Genomic DNA, 17,591 nt, shown 5'->3' with positions numbered 1-17,591 from the left:
TGCGAGCGATCACGTGACGCAGGTAAGCTCAACAACGTACGCAAATGGGCGGCCCCTCGCTTCGAGATCGAGCCTAGCCTGATCTTGTCACCCGTGCCGTTTGCCGTGGAACCAGTCCGAGAACCGCTTATATGACTAACAACAAGAACGAAGTGATGGAAGTGTTGACGGGACCTGAGCGCCGGCGGCGCTGGTCGGCCGACGATAAGCTGGCGATGGTTCTGGAAACGTTCGAGTCCGGCAAGACAGTTTCGATGGTGGCCCGACTGCACGGCAACAATCCAAATCAACTGTTCCAGTGGCGCAAGCTGCATCAGGACGGCAGCCTGTCGGCAGTGAGCGCTGGAGAAGAAGTTGTGCCTGCGTCCGAGTTGAGCGACGCGCTGGAGCAGATAAAGGAGCTCCGCGCCACCTAGGCAAGGAAACCATGGAGAGCGAGATCCTCCGGGAAGCGGTGGAGGTGATGAAGTCGCGAAAATGGATTGCGCGCTCACCCTCATTGCCGGGGGACCGCCAGTGAAGCAGGTCTCTGGCGTTCTCGGTGTAGCGCGCTCAAATGTGTCGGTAAAGCTCGCCCGGACTGCTGACTGGCAGGATGGACGTCGTGCACGCAAACGGATGATGCTGGCATCGTCGACGAAATCCGTTTGCTCATTGCTGATTTGCCGAGCTACGGCTATCGACGCGTCTGGGGCCTATTGCGAAGCGAGCGGGAATTGCGATGCGAGGGTCCAGTGAATGCGAAACGTGTTTATCGCGTGATGCGCCTGCACGATTTACTACATCACAGGATACCTGCGAGGCCGGGCATCGAGCGTCGGCATGACGGCACGGTGGCCCTGGCCAGAAGCAATCGGGGATGGTGCTCTGACGGATTCGAGTTTCGTGGCGACAACGGCGAGCCGCTGCGCGAAGTTTGCGCTCGATTGCTGCGACCACGAAGCGATGAGCTGGGCAGCGACGACAGGCGGTCATAGCGGCGACGTTGTGCGCGACGCCATGCTGGCGGCTGTCGAACATCGCTTCGGGAACGTCGGCAAAGCGCCTGCGCAAATCGAATGGCTCGGCGACAACGGCTCGGGTTACATTGCGGAAAAGACCCGCGCGTTCGCTTCAGACATTGGTCTCAAGCCGCTGACCACGCCCGTATGTAGCCCGCAGAGCAATGGCATGGAAGAAAGCTTCGTCAAGACGATGAAGCGCGACTACGTTGCGTTCATGCCGAAGCCGAACGCGGCGACCGCCGTACGCAATCTGGCCGTCGCATTTGAACACCACAACGACAAACACCCGCATAGCGCGCTGAAATACCGCTCGCCGCGCGAGTTCCGACGTAGAACCGATTCACCAACCTTGGTGTGAGATGGTGTCCGGGAGTACGGCGGCAAATGCAGCAAACTCGCCGCCAGATTTGAACGTCTTTGCATCCCCGATCGCTGCCACCACCGCTGTTGCCGCGAGTATGCCGACGCCAGGCACTTCAGCGATTGCACAGCGCGCCGCGGGCACTACCTGAGACGCACGAATCACTGAAATATCAAATGCAAGAAATCCGGGAACCAGCGCGGATGCATCAACCACTGGCTTTCGGAGAACACACGGGACACATACACCCCTGCGCGCCAGGGTGGCTCTTGATCTTGACGATGGCAAGCGGATTCGCGGCACGTAGCGCTGCTTGACGAGCCAGTGAAACCCGCAGACAAGGCGTTCAGTATGCCGCCGAGTGTGCACACAGCGTACCGATGAAGGGCCGCCGTTCGACGCTGTGCCGCAGCGCGGTGCCCCGACCCGGCTGCGCGGTGTCGGCCGCCGCAGGGGACGCCTGTAGGCGACGGTTCCTGTAAGCGCGCTGGTTGGCGGCAGATTCGCGTGCAACGCTGCGGGTATGCAATTTAATGTGCCGTTGCCCGAGTTCATCGGTCATGTGAGTCTCGCGAGGCTCAGGGCAACGCCGCAGAAGCGACTAATGGAGCGGTGCTCCGCCTCGGCTGTGTTAGGAACGCCAACCACTGGACATCGATCTGCTCGACAGGCGCCTCATAACGGGATCACAGGTGGCCCGATCGATACCGTCATTGTTGATGAGGATCAGTAGCGCCATTTGCACAGAGCGAGCGAACGTGGCCCGTTTCCTTCGGGCATCCTTCGGACGAGTTAGGGGGACAGCGAAGGCGGTTTTTTGAGGTCATGGGCCGGTCTCTGAACAGGGTACGTCGCAAGCAAACTGCCGGCCAGTCCATTAGGTCAAGGCAAGGCGCCTTGCGCACGATGACATCGCCGCCTGTGAATTTCCTTGTCTGCGGAAATCGAACGCTACCTGCAACACTTCCAATAGTGTTCTGTGTGACGGAGATGGCCTCGTGCCGATCCTTCTCCACTTGGGCGGACACCAAAGCCGACGCCGCCGCTTCCGGACAAACCAGATCGCTTGACATCGTGTGACCCGGAATCCTGCGACGCTGATGTCCTTGCCACTTAGAACCACCACCCCCACGGCCACGAACGTGCTGCCGTGCATCGCATGCACCCAGGTCGAACACAACGTCAACGGCCTTCACGTCAAAGGCTCACCGCACGTGTCTTACCCGCAATCGGAAGCTACGCCCGCCGATCAGCCAAAGGTATGTGCATTTGGCCACCAAGTCAGGTGTTCCCGGACAAAGGACTCGAAGCGAGGACGGCAGCGGCAATGAGCATCCAGTCGGTACGACCGACTCGACATGCATCACTGCGGCAAACCGTTTCAACGGTCGAGCAGACGGTTCCGGTTGTACGTGCTGAGACCCCAACCACGGGCTTGCTCCCGAGATCAACCGCTTTCCGCGTGGTATTCACGCGTACTCCGTGACGGGCGTGCGGCCTGCTGTATAAAGCTCATTAATCATGTTCACGACCGTCCTGCCTCCGCAAATAACGCTGCGGCGCATCGCCGAGTGCGATGAACGCGCACACTGCAGCATCAGAACCTCCACGCGAAGCGCCCCGAAATCGCGTTGTCGTGCGAGCCGCCGCCATACTGACCGCTATACGACACGCCGAGCGTCATGTTCTTCGCGAGATTCGCATCGACACCCAGTTCGACGACGGCGCTGTCGCGCGCGATCGGCACGCCTGCCACATCGAACGACGAACTGCCGCCGACGAACGCCAGCGTCGAACTCGGCTCCGAGTTGCCGAACGCATGGCGCCAGCCTGTCATCGCATGCGCGCTGAACGCGGCGCCCGGCAATTCACCAAGCCGCGTCGCGATGCGCAAACCTAAGGTCGAAAAGCCGATGTTGTCGGTTTCGCCGTTGCTACGCAGCGCGCTGTCGCCGCCGTTCTCGGTGAAGCCATCCGTATGCAAGTTCACATACGCGAGTCCCGCGAACGGCTCGATTGCGAATCGGTTGAAGGGCACCGCGTAGCCCACTTCGCCGAACACCTGCGCCGTTTTCGCCGTGTAATCGGCGCTGTCGTGATCCGTGAAGCCGGTGAAACCCGGATAACGGTCCATGCTCACGTCGTTCCATGAATACGACGCGCCCAGCCGCACGCCGACGGGTCCGTATTGCGCGCCGCCGTACATCGCGACGTGATAGCTGTCGACGGACGCCGACGAGTTCAGATCGTTGTCGAGCGAGCTATGCCCGAAGCCGCCCGCGAGGCCGAAACGCCACGTGTCATTCAGCGCCACATCCGCGCCGCCGATGAAACCCGTCGTCGTACGGTCGATATCCGATGCATTGCTGTCGCCCGCGAGCCGGCTGTCGGCGCCGTAGGCCTGCGCCCACACGACGGGCCGATACGGCCGCGAATCGGAGCACGCATCGGCGGCGGGCAGTGCGCCTTGCGCGCTGCGGTTATCGCACTGCGCCGAGCCCGACGACATCGCCGCCAGCGGCCCGCTCGAAGGCGCGAGACCCTGCCGCAGACGATCCGTCATGGCATCGCGCAGATAACGGCTGTCGAGCAGCAACATGGTCTTCGTGCTCGCATGCAGTTCGCCGTCGAGCTGGTTGAACGCGACGCGCGCAGTCGGCACATCCGTCGACAGCAACGCGGGGATCAGCGCGCCCGTGTCTGGCAGCGTCGCCAGCGCGGTCGCCACGGCCGTTTCGTTCTTCGTCGTTGCAACCGACGAGAACGCCGCGCCGTTCGGCGTCATGCTGATGTAGACGTGCGTCGCGTCATAGCTGAGCGTGGGCGTGAGAAACGCGAGGTTCGACGTGACGCCTTCGAAGGCTCCAGTCACGCCTTGGCTCGCGCTGACGATCGCGTAACTTGTCGACGGCGTATAGATGCCCTGCCCGGCCAACACCTGCACATTGCCGCCTGCGAGCGTCGCGCCTCCCGTCGATGCGACGGTTCCACTCTGCGCGGGCGTGGCCGCGACATTCAGCTGCGAACCCTGCTCGAACAGCACGTTTCCGATCACGTTCAGGCTGCGGCCAGGCTGGCCCGCCACCGCTATCGCGCCGTTGCGCACCACCAGCCCGCCGATCGTGCCCGAGCCCGTCAAGGTCGCGCCCGGCTGCACGGTGACGGTCGAATTCGCCGCCGAACCAGTGACCGACAGCGTGCCCGCCGACACTGTGGTCGGTCCACTATAAGTATTGGCGCCGCTCAGCGTGAGCGTCTCGCCGCCGGCCTTGGTGACGGAGCCCGTGCCCGACAGCGAGCCCGCAAAGTTGCCGCCGCCCGTGACGGTGAGCGCCGCGTTGCCGAGATTGATCGACGCGCCCGACACGCCGTTCAACGACGCAAGGAACAGATGCAGCGGCGTCGACGCGCCGATGAGGTTTAGCGTACCGCCGTTCATCGACAGGCCGCCGGTGCCAAGCGCGCCGCTCGACGCGAGCGTCAGCGTGCCCGCGTTGACGACGGTTCCGCCTGCGTAGCTGTTGTCCCTGGCAAGCGTCAGGTTCGCCGCGCCGTTCTTGATGAAGCCACCCCCGCCCGACACGACGCCCGACAGCGTCGTATCCGCGCTGCCGCCGATCGTCGCCGTCGCGTTCAGCACGACCGGGTTCGCGACATTGACGGGCGCGGCCGCATCGAGCGTCACTGGCGCGCCGACGGTCAGCGCGCCGCTGCCGAGCGCCGCATCGTTGCCGACGACGAGCTTGCCGCCCGTCAGCGTCGTGCCGCCCGTATAGGTGTTCGCCGTCAGCAGCGTCTGCGTGCCGTTGCCCGCCTTGACGAGTGCACCCGTGCCGCCGATCGTGCCGCTGAACGTGCCATCGGAGCCGCCGCCGAGCGTCAGTGTCGTCGCGCCGAGCGCCACGTTCGTACCCGTCACGCCGGAGAGCGAGCCGATAGTCGGCGTGCCGGTCGTGCCGCTCACGTCGAACGCCGTGCCTGCGTTTGCAAGATCGACGTTGGTCGCGTTCGACAGCGTGCCCGTGCCGCCAAGCGCGAGCGTGCCCGCATTGACCGTCGTGGCGCCCGTGTAGGTGTTCGTGCCCGTGAGCGTTTCCGTGCCCGTGCCGACCTTGACGAGGCCGCCCGTGCCCGCGATGCCGCCCGAGAACGTGCCGTTGCTCGCGTCGCCTAACGTCAGCGTGTTCGCGCCGAGATTGATCGTGCCGCCGCCCGTCAGCGTGCCGAACGTCTGCATGCCGTTACCCGCCGACAGATCGAAGGTCGCGCCGTTCGCAACGTCGACGATGCCACTTGCCGCGAGACTCGCGTTCGCGCCGAGTGCGAGCGTGCCCGCGTTGACCTGCGTGCCGCCTGTGTACGTGTTGATGCCGTTCAACGTGAGCTTCGCTGCGCCGTCTTTGGTCAGGCCGCCCGTGCCCGCGATCGCGCCGTTGAGCGTCAGATCGTTGGTGCCGGGCACGGTCAACCCGGCATTCAGCACGACGTTGTTGGCCAGCGTCGTTGCCGCGCTGCTGTCGAGCGTGCTTGCGCCGCCGACCGTCAACGCCCCCGTGCCGAGCGCCGAATTGTTGCCGACGATCAGGCCGCCCGCATTGAGCGTCGTGCCGCCGCTGTAGGTGTTCGCGCCCGTCAGCGTTTCGACGCCTGCGCCCTGCTTGACGAGCCCGCCCGTGCCTGTGACGGTGCTGGCAAGCGTCTGGTTGGACGCATCGCCGAACGTCAGCGACTTGCCGCCGAGCGCGACCGTGCTGCCCGCTGCGCCCGCCAGTGCGCCGACCGTCTGGTTGCCCGCCGCGCCGCTGATATCGAACCCGGCGCCTGCGCCCGCAACGTTGACCGCACCCGTCGACGCGAGGCTGCCCGCACCCGACAGGGCGAGCACGCCTGCGTTGATGGTCGTGCCGCCCGTGTAGGTGTTCGTGTTGGTGAGCGTCTCGGTGCCGTTGCCCGCCTTGACGATGCCGCCCGTGCCGCTGATCGTGCCGCCGAAGGTCTGGTTCGACGCATCGCCGAAGCTCAGCGTGTTCGCGCCGAGCGTCACGTCGCCGCCCGCGCCCGCAAGCGCGCCAATCGTCTGGTTCGCGCCCGAGCCGCTGATGTCGAAGCCCGTGCCCGGGCCGCCAAGCGTGACACTGCCCGTCGAAGCGAGACTGCCGCCCGCGCCGAGCGCGAGCGTGCCGTCGGCGATCGTCGTGCCGCCCGTGTAGGTGTTCGCGCCCGTCAACGTTTCGGTGCCCGTACCCACTTTCACGAGACTGCCCGTACCGCCGATTGCCCCGCTGAAAGTGCCGTCGGTGGCATCGCCGAGCGTCAGTGAGTTCGCGCCGAGATTGATCGCGCCGCCGCCCGTCAGCGTGCCGAAGGTCTGCGTGCCGTTGCCCGCCGACAGATCGAAGGTCGCGCCGTCCGCGACATCGACGATGCCGCTTGCCGCGAGGCTCGCGCCCGCGCCGAGCGCGAGCGTGCCCGCGTTGACCTGCGTGCCGCCCGTGTACGTGTTGGCGCCGTTCAAGGTGAGCGTCGCTGCGCCGTCTTTCGTCAGACCGCCCGTGCCGGAGATCGAGCCGTCGAGCGTCAGGTCGTGACTCCCGAGCACCGTCAGTCCCGCGTTCAGCACGACATTGTTGGCGAGCGTCGTTGCCGTGCTGCTGTCGAGCGTGCTTGCGCCACCGACCGTCAACGCACCCGTGCCGAGCGCCGAATTATTCCCGACGATGAGGCCGCCCGCGTTGAGCGTCGTGCCGCCGCTATAGGTGCTCGCGCCCGTCAGTGTTTCGACGCCCGAGCCGTTCTTCACGATGCCGCCCGTGCCCGTGATCGCACCTGCGAAGGTCTGATCCGACGCGTCGCCGAACGTCAGCGAATTGCCGCCGAGCGCGACCGTGCTGCCCGCTGCGCCAGCCAGCGAGCCGACCGTCTGGTTGCTGGCTGCACCACTGATGTCGAACGCCGCGCCCGCGCCGGCAACGTTCACCGCGCCCGTCGCCGCGAGGCTGCCGCCGCCCGCGAGCGCGAGCGTGCCCGCATCGATCGTCGTGCCGCCCGTGTACGTGTTCGCGCCCGTCAGCGTCTGCGTGCCGCTGCCCTGCTTGACGATGCCGCCCGTGCCGCCGATCGAACCGCCGAACGTGCCGTTGGTCGCGTTGCCGAACGTCAGCGTGTTCGCGCCAAGCGTGACGTTCGTGCCGGCCACGCCCGTCAATGCGCCGATCGTCGGCGCGCCCGTTGCCGCGCTGATATCGAAGCCCGCGCCAGTATTCGCCAGATTCACGTCCGTCGACGACGACAGACTGCCCGCGCCCGCCAGCGCCAGCGTGCCGCCGTTGATCGTCGTGCTGCCGGTGTAGGTATTCGCGCCTGTCAGCGTTTCCGTGCCGCTGCCCTGCTTGACGAGACCGCCCGTGCCGCTGATCGCGCTGCCGAGCGTTTGCGAGGTCGCATCGCCGAATGTCAGCGTGTTCCCGCCGAGCGAGATCGTGCTGCCCGCTGCGCCCGACAGCGCGCCGACAGTCTGATCCGCGCCCGCATTGCCGATATCGAATGACGAGTTGCCGCTTGCCAGGTTCACCGCGCCCGTTGCCGCGAGGCTGCCGCCCGCGCCGAGCGCAAGTGTGCCGTCGGCGATCGTCGTGCCGCCCGTGTACGTGTTCGCACCCGTCAGCGTCTCGGTGCCGCTGCCCTGCTTGACGATGCCGCCCGTGCCGGTGATCGCGCTGCCCAGCGTTTGCGAACTCGCGTCGCCGAATGTCAGCGTGTTCCCGCCGAGCGTGATCGAACTGCTGTTCACGCCGGACAACGCGCCGACGGTCTGATCGGCGCCCGCGCCGCTGATGTCGAAGCGGGAGCCGATGCCGTTCAGCGTGACGCCACCCGTCGCGGCGAGACTGCCGCCCGCGCCGATCGCGAGCGTGCCCGCGTCGATGGCCGTGCCGCCCGTGAAGGTGTGGGTGCCCGTCAATGTTTCGGTACCCGAACCAACCTTCACGAGACTGCCGCTGCCGCCGATCGAACCGCTGAACGTGCCGTCCGCCGGGCCACCGACAGTCAGCACGTTCGAGCCGAGAATCACATTGCCGCCGCCCGTCAGCGTGCCGAAGGTCTGCAGGCCGTTGCCCGCCGACAGGTCGAAGGTCGCGCCCGTCACGACATCGACGATGCCACTCGCGGCAAGGCTCGCGTTCGCGCCGAGCGCGAGCGTGCCGGCGTTGACCTGGGTGCCGCCCGTGTAGGTATTGGCACCGTTCAGCGTGAGCGTGGCCGCGCCGTCTTTCGTCAGACCGCCCGTCCCTGAGATCGCGCCGTTGAGCGTCAGGTCGTTCGTGCCGAGCACAATCAACCCGGCGTTCAGCGCGACGTTGTTGCCGAGCGTTGCTGCGGACGTCGTGTCGAGCGTGCTCGCGCCGCCGACCGTCAGTGTGCCGGTGCCAAGCGCCGCGTCGTTGCCGAGCACGAGGCCGCCTGCATTGAGCGTCGTGCCGCCGCTGTACGTGCTGGCGCCCGTCAGCGTCTGCACGCCTGCAGCCTGCTTGACGATGCCGCCTGTGCCGCTGATCGTGCCGTCGAACGTCTGGTCGGTAGCGTCGCCGAAGCTCAACGTATTCGCGCCGAGCGACACCGTGCTGCCCGCCACGCCCGACAGCGCGCCGACGGTCTGGTTTGCGCCTGCATTGGCGATGTCGAACGCAGCGCCTGCGCCGCCCAGCGTCACGCCGCCGCTCGCCGCGAGACTGCCACCCGCGCCGAGCGCGAGCGTGCCCGCGTTGATCGTCGCGCCGCCCGTGAAGGTGTTCGCGCCCGTCAGCGTCTCAGTGCCGCTACCCTCTTTGACCAGACCGCCCGTGCCGTTGATCGAACCGCCGAACGCGCCATTGTTCGCATTGCCAAGTATCAGCGTATTCGCGCCGAGCGCCACGCTCGTACCGCTTACGCCATTGAGCACGCCGATGGTCGGCGCAGCACTCGCGCCGCTGACGTCGAGCGCCGCGCCCGCGTTCGCGAGATTCATATCCGTCGATGCCGACAGGTTGCCCGCGCCCGACAGCGCAAGCGTCCCGGCATTGACGGTTGCCGGCCCCGTGAAGGTGTTCGCGCCTGCGAGCGTCAGCGTTGCCGCGCCGCTTTTCGTCAGGCTTCCCGAGCCCGACAGCGCACCGTTCAGCGTCAGGTCGTTCGAGCCGAGCACCGTCAGGCCTGCATTCAGCGCGATGTTGTTGGCGAGTGTTAGCGATGTGCTGCTGTCGAGCGTCGCCCCGCCGTTCACCGATACCGCGCCCGAACCGAGCGCTGCGTTGTTGCCGAGTACCAGGCCGCCCGCATTTAGCGCCGTGCCGCCGCTATAAGTGTTGGCGCCCGCGAGCGTCTGCACGCCGCTACCCTGCTTGACGATGCCGCCCGTGCCCACGAGCGCGCCAGCAAACACCTGGTTGGTCGAATCGCCGAAGCTCAGCGTGTTCGCGCCGAGCGACACCGTGCTGCCCGCGACGCCTGCGAGCGAGCCGATCGTCTGGTTGGCGCCCGAAGCGCTGATGTCGAATGCCGATCCCACGCCCGAGAGCGTGACGCCGCCGTTTGCCGCGAGGCTGCCGCCCGCGCCGAGTGCGAGCGTGCCCGCATTGACGGTCGCGCCGCCCGTGAAGCTGTTCGCGCCCGCCAGCGTCTGCGTGCCGCTGCCCTGTTTGACGAGGCCGCCCGTGCCGCCGATCGTGCCCGCGTAGGTCGAACTGGCCGTGCCGCCCAGCGTCAGCGTGCGGGCGCCGAGCGCCACCGCGCTGCCCGCGACGCCCGTCAACGTGCCGATGGTGCGGGTGCCGCTTGCGCCGCTGATATCGAAGCCGGCGCCCGCATTGGCGAGATTCAGATTGGTTGCGGCCGTCAATGCGCCAGCGCCCGATAGTGCAAGCGTCCCCGCGTTGACCGTCGCACTGCCTGTGAAGACGTTTGCGCCCGTCAGCGTTTCGGTGCCTACGCCCTGCTTGACGATACCACCCGTGCCGCTGATCGTGCCGCCGAAGGTCTGGTTCGACGCATTGCCGAAGCTCAACGTGTTCGCGCCGAGCGTCACGCTGCCTGCCATGCCGGCGAGCGCGCCGATCGTCTGGTTCGCGCCGGATGCGCTGATATCGAAACTCGCGCCCGCGCCGCCGAGTGTCACGCCACCCGCTGCGGCAAGGCTCCCGCCCGCGCCGAGCGCGAGCGTCCCTGCGTTGATCGTCGTGCCGCCTGTGTAGGTGTTCGCGGCCGTCAGCGTCTGCGTGCCCGTGCCCTGCTTGACGAGGCTGCCCGTGCCGCCGATCGTGCCGCCGAAGCTGCGGTTCGTCGTATCGCCGAACGCGAGCGCATTCGCTCCGAGTGCGATCGTGCTGCCCGTCACGCCTGATAGCGCACCGATGGTCTGTGCACCCGTTGTGCCGGTGATATCGAATGCCGTGCCTGCACCAGCAAGATTGAGCGCGCCGCTTGCCGCGAGACTGCCGCCCGCGCCGAGCGCAAGCGTGCCTGCGTTGACGGTCGTGCCGCCTGTATAAGTACTCGCGCCCGTTAGCGTCTGCGTACCGCTGCCCTGCTTGACGATACCGCCCGTGCCGCTGATCGCGCTGCCGAGCGTTTGCGAACTCGCGTCGCCAAACGTCAGCGTGTTGGCGCCGAGCCCGACGCTGGTGCCGGCCACACCGGACAGCGCGCCGATCGTGCGCGCGCCGCTCGCTGCGCCGATGTTGAATTGCGCGCCCACGCCAGCGAGGTTCACGGCGCTGCCCGTTGCAAGACTGCCGCTGCCGGACAACGCAAGCGTGCCGCCATTGATCGTCGTGCCGCCCATATATGTGTTCGCGCCGCTCAGCGTTTGCGTGCCCGTGCCCTGCTTGATGAGGCCACCCGTGCCGCTGATCGCGCCGCTCAACGCGAGGCTGTTCGCATCGCCGAAGGTCAGCGTGCGCGCGCCGAGCAACACGTTGCCGCTGCCCGACAGTTCGGCGAGCGTCTGGTTCGCCGTGGCTGCACTAATGTCGAGCGCAGTCCCCGCAGCGTTCAATATCACCGAGCCCGTCGGCGCAAGCGTTCCCGCGCCCGTCACGGCTAGCGTGCCGCCATTCACCGTCGCGGGTCCCGTGAAGGTATTCGCGCCCGTGAGCGTCAACGTGGCCGCGCCGTTCTTCGTGAGACCGCCGCTGCCGGCGATGGCCCCTGCGAGCGTCAGCGCATTGCTGCCGCCAAGGCTCAGCACCGTGCCGCTGCCCAGATTGACTGCGTTGCCGAGCGCAAGTCCGGCCGCGCTGGTATCGAGCGTGCTCGATGCATTCACGTTGAGCGCGCCAGTGCCGAGCGCCGTGTTGTTCGATAGCACGAGTCCGCCGCCAGCCAGGTTCGTGCCGCCCGTATAGCTGTTGTTGCCCGTGAGCGTCAGCGTGCCCGCGCCCGTCTTCGTCAATGCGCCGCTGCCGCTCGCCGCGCCGGACAGCGTCATCGGATTGGCGCCCGCGACCGTCAGGCCACCCGTGCCGAACAGCAGCGCGTTGCCAAGGTTCAATCCTGCCGTTGCCGTTTGCAGCGCGCCGCCCGTCGACGTGATCGTCCCTGTGCCGAGGCTCGCGCTGTTGTCGATGTTCACGACGGCGCCCGATGCAAGCGCCGCATCGCTGACGCTCGATGCGCCGTTCAAGGTCCACGTGCCGCTATCGACGGCGAGGTGGTTGAAGTTGATGTAGTTCGCAATGCCCATCTGCCCCGTGGCAGGACCGCCCCCAGCCTGCTGCAGGCGCAGCGTGTTATTGCCGCCCGCGCCGCCGTCGACGATGCCCGCCGCCGCGAAGCCAAGATTGAAACCGAGCACGCCGAGTGCGTTGCCCGACACACCCGTGCCCGCCGACACCGACGAGCCGGTGCGCGCCGTAAACGTATTGGTGCTGCCCGCGCCCATCGACACGCTGCCGACGATCGTGCCCGCATTGACGAAGGTATTGCCCGCCCCGGGCGTCGCCGATGCCTCGAACGCGACGCGGCCATTGATGGTGCCCGTACTGCTGTTGGTGAACACGACCTGGCCGCCGCCGTAGAAGGCTGCCGTCGCCAGATCGCCCGTGCCGACCGAGACGCCTGCGAGCGCGGACGCCCCCATCAAGCCGCTGTTCGTGATGTTCGTGACGCCGCCCGTGCCGTTCTGCACCGCGAGCGCGAGGCCCGTCAGACTGCTCAGGTTCACGCCGAGCAGGCCCATGGTGCCGGTCATCGTGCCCGTGTTCGTGACGTTGACGGTGCTCGCCGCCGCATTGCCGATGACCGTGCCCGTGGACAGAATACTGAGCGCGCCGAGCAGCGATGGATCGATCGTGCCCGCGTTGTTCAGCGTGACGTTGTTGCCCGTCAGCGTCAGCGCGTTACCCCCGACGCCCAGCAACACGCCGAGGGAAGAGCCGGTGTTCGTAGTAACGGCCAGATTATTGGCACTGCTTGAAAAGCTGGGTGCAAGCGGATTCGCCGCGCCCGAGCAGGTCACGGCCGACCCCGCGGTGCTGCAAGCCGCTTCCGCCTCGCGCAGGCCCACGGCATTGAATGCCAGAAATACGCTGACCGCAATTGCCGTTCTTTGCAGATTGAATGCATTCCGATCGATAACGCGTTTCACGGGACCTCCCTCGGGACGTGAATCGGGTGAAAATCGATAACTAAAAATCCCGTTTTAAACAGGCGATATCACTCCATCCGACAAATATCGATAAGCGATATTTACGGTTGATATACCGGTTTAAAGGCACGCATTAAATGGGCGTGCGGAAGCCTACGCCGCAGCGTCATTTAGCTAAAACGGATATTGGATGGAGAATCGCGAACGGTCAGGAATAGCGCATTTTTGGACCCCTCGGTAGCTTCGTTCCCTCAGTTATGTTTGTTAGCTTCGTTAGTATCGCCAGCATATACAAAGATAATCGTCCTCATCAAGTATTTACTCCCGTCTGACTCAGTATTGAATCACTACACAATAAAATCGGAATCGAGTTTATGCCGTACCGATATAAATTACTCGATACGCATTAAGCGGGTCGAAAATTCTAAATTGAAGCGCGACGGAGATTTTGGCCTGCTCGTGGATGAATGGGCGCTTTTATTTCAAATGGAGCACGGCGGGCGATACGGGCTGGCCGAGGTTCGTGAAATTTTCGCCAAAGAAGCCCTTAGTGCATTGATTTAGCCTAGCAACCAGTGCCTGCGCCGGTAGTGTTGCTGACCGTGTTCTTTCGCCAGATCGGATCGGAAACGTCCGCGCTAACAGTCCGCGTCCGTTACGCGTCACTGCCCCACGATGCGACCTAAAACGACGTATTCCCCCATCGGTGCAGTAGTCCACCACATATCGTTGATTGCACTGGTGTCCGGCGCGGCATCGGAACCAACTCATGGTCGCCATCCTTCAGGAGCATGCGTTGCTGGTATCGAGGAAAGGTCGTGATTACCATTGGCGCGGATTTGGATCCTCGCATCAACGATGTTCCTCCCATTGTCATCCTTATCTCCGTCGGCGCGGACAATCCCCATGCGCATCTGCAACTCGCCAGCGACGTTCCTTAAGCGCTATTCTGAGACCGGTCGCCCGCGGATCGCGAAATAAGCGCGAGAGGGCCGCAGGACGTCAGATGTGCATCTTCTCAAGCGGGCCTCCCTCTTCACGGCATCTACACTTAGATATGACGACGAGGGCGACAATCCGACCATGCAAGCCGATTCTCACATGGGGAATTTGGCGACGACGCGCCCGCTTCGTAAGCGTTGCTCGCGCACCGTCTAGACCGATGGCGCCAAAGTTGACACAGTAGGCCCCACTAAACGAGTGGCGGAGACTACTTTGTCAACTGAGATCGCATCAGCAGCGAGACGGACGCGTAAAGGTACCCCCAACCGCCCCATCGAGTTTCGGCTTAAACTAGCAAAGCCCGCACGCGAGCGTATTGAGGGCACGCCCGACGCGGCCACGCTGCGTGTTGTGTTACGTACGTTGCGTGCCGCGGCGGAGGCTGAGACGTGATCGGTCTTCCTGTCGGCACGCGTGAAAGCGACTTGAGAAGGGGCGCTTCGTATGGCCTCAAGCCGACGGCGGCGTGATTTGCCTGAGCCCGGCGCAACTATCGATGCTACTGGAAGGCATCGACTGGCGGCAACCGACGAGAACTGCACGTCCGACTTCAGCGTTGTAAACGTCGTTGCCGGCGCGTAAACTGCCTGAATGACGCGCGAGAACCCACTTCCCGACGATGTCGAAACGCTGAAGGCCATGCTGCTCAGCCAGGAAGCGGCACTGCGCGAGCGCGACGCACAACTGCTCAAACTGCAGGAAACGGTCAACTCGCAACGAGCCGCATTGGCTTCGCGCGCAGCGGAAGTCGATCACCTCAAGCTGCTCATTGCCAAGCTGCGCCGTATGCAGTTCGGTCGCAAGTCGGAGAAGCTGGACCGTCAGATCGAGCAACTCGAACTGCGTCTCGAAGAGCTTGAGACTGACGAAGGTGCAGCGCCGGCCGAGATCCCGAAGACGCCGCACACGGCCGTGGAACAAGCATCACGCAAGCCACTGCCCGGACATCTGCCGCGTGAGATCCAGACACACTTGCCCGAATCCGCCGGGAAATGCACGCAGTGTGGTGGCCTGATGAAGTCGCTGGGCGAAGACGTCGCCGAGCAGCTTGAGTACGTACCGGCAAGCTTCCGGGTCATTCGTCATGTCCGCCCGAAGTTTGCATGCGTGTGTTGCGACCACATCTCTCAGGCGCCGGCACCGAGCCGCCCGATCGAACGCGGTCTCGCCGGTCCCGGACTGTTGGCACACGCGCTGGTCTCGAAGTTCGCAGATCACGTGCCGCTTTACCGGCAGTCGGTCATGTACGCGCGGGAAGGCGTCGAGCTTGATCGCTCGCTGCTTGCCAAGTGGGTCGGGCACGCGGCGACGCCACTGCAGCCGCTCTTTGAATCACTATGTCGTCACGTGATGTCGGCGACGAAACTGCACGCCGACGACACACGGGTTCCCGTGCTTGCACCGGGCAACGGCAAGACGAAGACCGGTCGCTTGTGGGTGTACGTGTGCGATGATCGTGCGTCGGCCGACGTGACGCCGCCAGCGGTCTGGTTTGTCTATAGGCCGGATCGCAAGGGCGTCCATCCGCAGCAGCACTTCGAGTCGTTCAACGGCACGCTGCAAGCCGACGCGTACGGCGGATATCGGGCCATTTACGAAACCGGGCGCGTCACGGAAGCGGCTTTCTGGACGCACGCTCAACGAAAGTTCTATGAACTACACGCAGCGCGCCCCAATGCATTGAACACCAAAGCGCTCGAGCATATCGGCGCGCTATCCAGGATTGAAGAAACGATCCGGAGAAAACGACCTGACGAGCGCCGTGCGCATCGCCAGGAGCATGCGAGGCCGCTGCTCGATCGCTTCCATGCGTGGCTCACCACGACGCTGGAAGCGCTCTCGCGCAAATCGGATACGAGTCAGGCGATCCTCTATGCATTGAACCGATGAGAAGCGCTCACACGCTATCGCGATGACCGCCAGCTCGAAATCGACAATCTGCCAGTCGAGTGTGCACTACGCGGGGTAGCCATCGGTCGGCATAACTATCCGTTTGCATGAGCAGACACTGGCGGCGAACTGCCATCTACAGCCTTGTTGGCACCGCAAAACTCAATGGCATCAAACTTGAGGCGTATCTGCGCTACGTGCTAGCACGCGCCGGCGACCATGCAAATAACCGCATCGACGAACTCGCCCCGTGGGTCGTCGCCGATCAGCTCCGCAGCTCAGTATGAACATCGTGCTCTGCAGTCAAGACGTCACTGCTACCACGCTCACGGCAATGCTAGGATGTTTTGCAGAGGTTCCCCAGCGATGTGCAAACAACATCGTATTCCCGTCGCGCAACGTTTTCATATTCGCATGGTCGGCAGCTTTTGCCTTGACATCGAAAGCCGCGCCCGGTAACCCGTGTGCTCAGGTAGCAAGTCTGCGCTTGAGAAGCCTGCATTGATCGACGCCCCAAAGCCGCCATGCGCGATACGCAAAACCGGGGGGCGACGACTTTACTTCGTTTTTGGTGACGACTTTACTTCGCTCTACGTCTGCGGAGGTGACAGGTTCCACTTGCTAGACACGGCTAAATCATTGTTGACGAACCGAGAAGCCGCTTTTCGGATGCAGGCTACTGGGGCGTAGCCCCCAGCCTCTCTAGAACTTTCTGTAGTGTGCCATCTTGCCGCCATGCGATGTATCGTTTGTAGCAAGTCTGAGTTGGTGGGTAATGGGAAGGTAGATGCTTCCAGCTAGCTCCGGTCATCTCAATCCACAAGACCGCATTGAGTATCGCTCGAAAGTCAGAACGCCGCCTACCCCGCTTCGTCCGCGAAACATCCGATTCAAAAAGGTCTTCGACAAAATTCCAATGCTCATCCGACAACGCAAACTTCCATTGTGCCTCTATCCCGTACATAGAAACCCCCGAGGAATTCCGTTTCTCTTACCCAACTATTTATGGAACGTCAAACGTTAGATTGCTCCGCCTTGAACGTACGAATCATGATCGGTAGTAATAAGATGCAGTAGCGGGCGTGCACTTCGCAGACGCTCAGACCTGGCCGCCTCACACTCGACTTCGATTCGGTCTAGTTCTTCAAGTAGCGAACACAAATCCCGTCGTTGCAACTCCGAGATTTCATCCTGTTCGAATAAACCGGTCACTCTTTGACGCCAATACGCCGTCAATGCCAAATTGGGCGCGCAAGCGACGATTGAAGCACGCATGACATAGCGAATGTGCCGAACGTCGTTCTCTACGATCAGGTCCATGTTTGTTTCCTCGGAAAAACCCTCTCAATTGGGCCACTATGGCTCGGATGCCTTAGGACACCTCTGGTGTCAAAATAATATAGACGTAGATGATAAGCAACATATCACCGACCCGGATTTCCCCCGCTAGAGTCGCGCGGGAGGCGGTAGTTCGGGGCGATGCTCGTGGAGTACACGATTTTGACTCACTTTTGACTAAGATAAAGAAGTAGGTGTTAGTAATACTCAAACATACAGGTTAAGTACTCGCATAGAACCCAGAGAATAATTCTGTATGTGCAATCGCAAACGCTTTTTATTGGCCGTAGAAGCGTTGTGCGATGCACGCGCCATGCGGGATGCGATTTCTCCGTTTGCAGCGTCGCGTCTCCAGCGGGCGGGGTCGCCCGAC

Annotated in this window: 5 protein-coding genes and 4 pseudogenes; 5 read left to right on the top strand and 4 right to left on the bottom strand. The window is 63.8% G+C overall.

Translation table 11 applies throughout. The features are described 5' to 3' along the window. The first annotated feature begins 155 nt into the window (after positions 1-155). A pseudogene (locus tag C2L66_RS39260) lies at positions 156-1,362 on the top strand (IS3 family transposase). A gap of 9 nt (positions 1,363-1,371) precedes the next feature. Here the strand turns inward: C2L66_RS39260 and C2L66_RS39255 are convergent. Then, positions 1,372-1,491 (bottom strand): annotated as a pseudogene (locus C2L66_RS39255) (transposase); the annotation flags it as partial. Between the two features lie 1,471 nt (positions 1,492-2,962). Further along, positions 2,963-12,988 (bottom strand): autotransporter-associated beta strand repeat-containing protein, encoded by a 10,026-nt coding sequence (locus C2L66_RS39250; RefSeq protein ID WP_060610980.1) that lies wholly within the window; start codon positions 12,986-12,988, stop codon positions 2,963-2,965. A 429-nt stretch (positions 12,989-13,417) separates the two neighbouring features. Here C2L66_RS39250 and C2L66_RS42240 point away from each other — a divergent pair, with 429 nt between their 5' ends. The 4 genes and pseudogenes from C2L66_RS42240 (at position 13,418) to tnpC (ending at position 16,167) form a co-directional block, all read left to right on the top strand. After that, positions 13,418-13,552 (top strand): hypothetical protein, encoded by a 135-nt coding sequence (locus C2L66_RS42240; RefSeq protein ID WP_257722157.1) that lies wholly within the window; start codon positions 13,418-13,420, stop codon positions 13,550-13,552. Positions 13,553-13,806: 254 nt separating this feature from the next. Further along, a complete protein-coding gene (locus C2L66_RS42235; protein WP_257722156.1) occupies positions 13,807-13,929 on the top strand; it encodes a hypothetical protein in 123 nt (40 codons plus the stop codon). A 491-nt stretch (positions 13,930-14,420) separates the two neighbouring features. Further along, positions 14,421-14,552: pseudogene (tnpB, locus tag C2L66_RS41530) on the top strand (IS66 family insertion sequence element accessory protein TnpB); the annotation flags it as partial. 77 nt (positions 14,553-14,629) lie between these two features. After that, positions 14,630-16,167 (top strand): annotated as a pseudogene (gene tnpC / locus C2L66_RS39235) (IS66 family transposase). Positions 16,168-16,556: 389 nt separating this feature from the next. Here the strand turns inward: tnpC and C2L66_RS42475 are convergent. Then, positions 16,557-16,844 carry a transposase gene (locus C2L66_RS42475; RefSeq protein ID WP_082670588.1) on the bottom strand — a complete coding sequence of 96 codons (288 nt, stop codon included), beginning with the start codon at positions 16,842-16,844 and terminating at the stop codon, positions 16,557-16,559. A 56-nt stretch (positions 16,845-16,900) separates the two neighbouring features. Beyond that, positions 16,901-17,200: a hypothetical protein gene (locus tag C2L66_RS41095; protein ID WP_148654672.1), complete on the bottom strand. Its 300-nt coding sequence runs from the start codon at positions 17,198-17,200 to the stop codon at positions 16,901-16,903. Between the last annotated feature and the right edge of the window lie 391 nt (positions 17,201-17,591).

This window comes from Paraburkholderia caribensis (assembly GCF_002902945.1).
Lineage (GTDB): Bacteria > Pseudomonadota > Gammaproteobacteria > Burkholderiales > Burkholderiaceae > Paraburkholderia > Paraburkholderia caribensis.
This window is presented reverse-complemented; position numbering and strand designations above follow the sequence as displayed.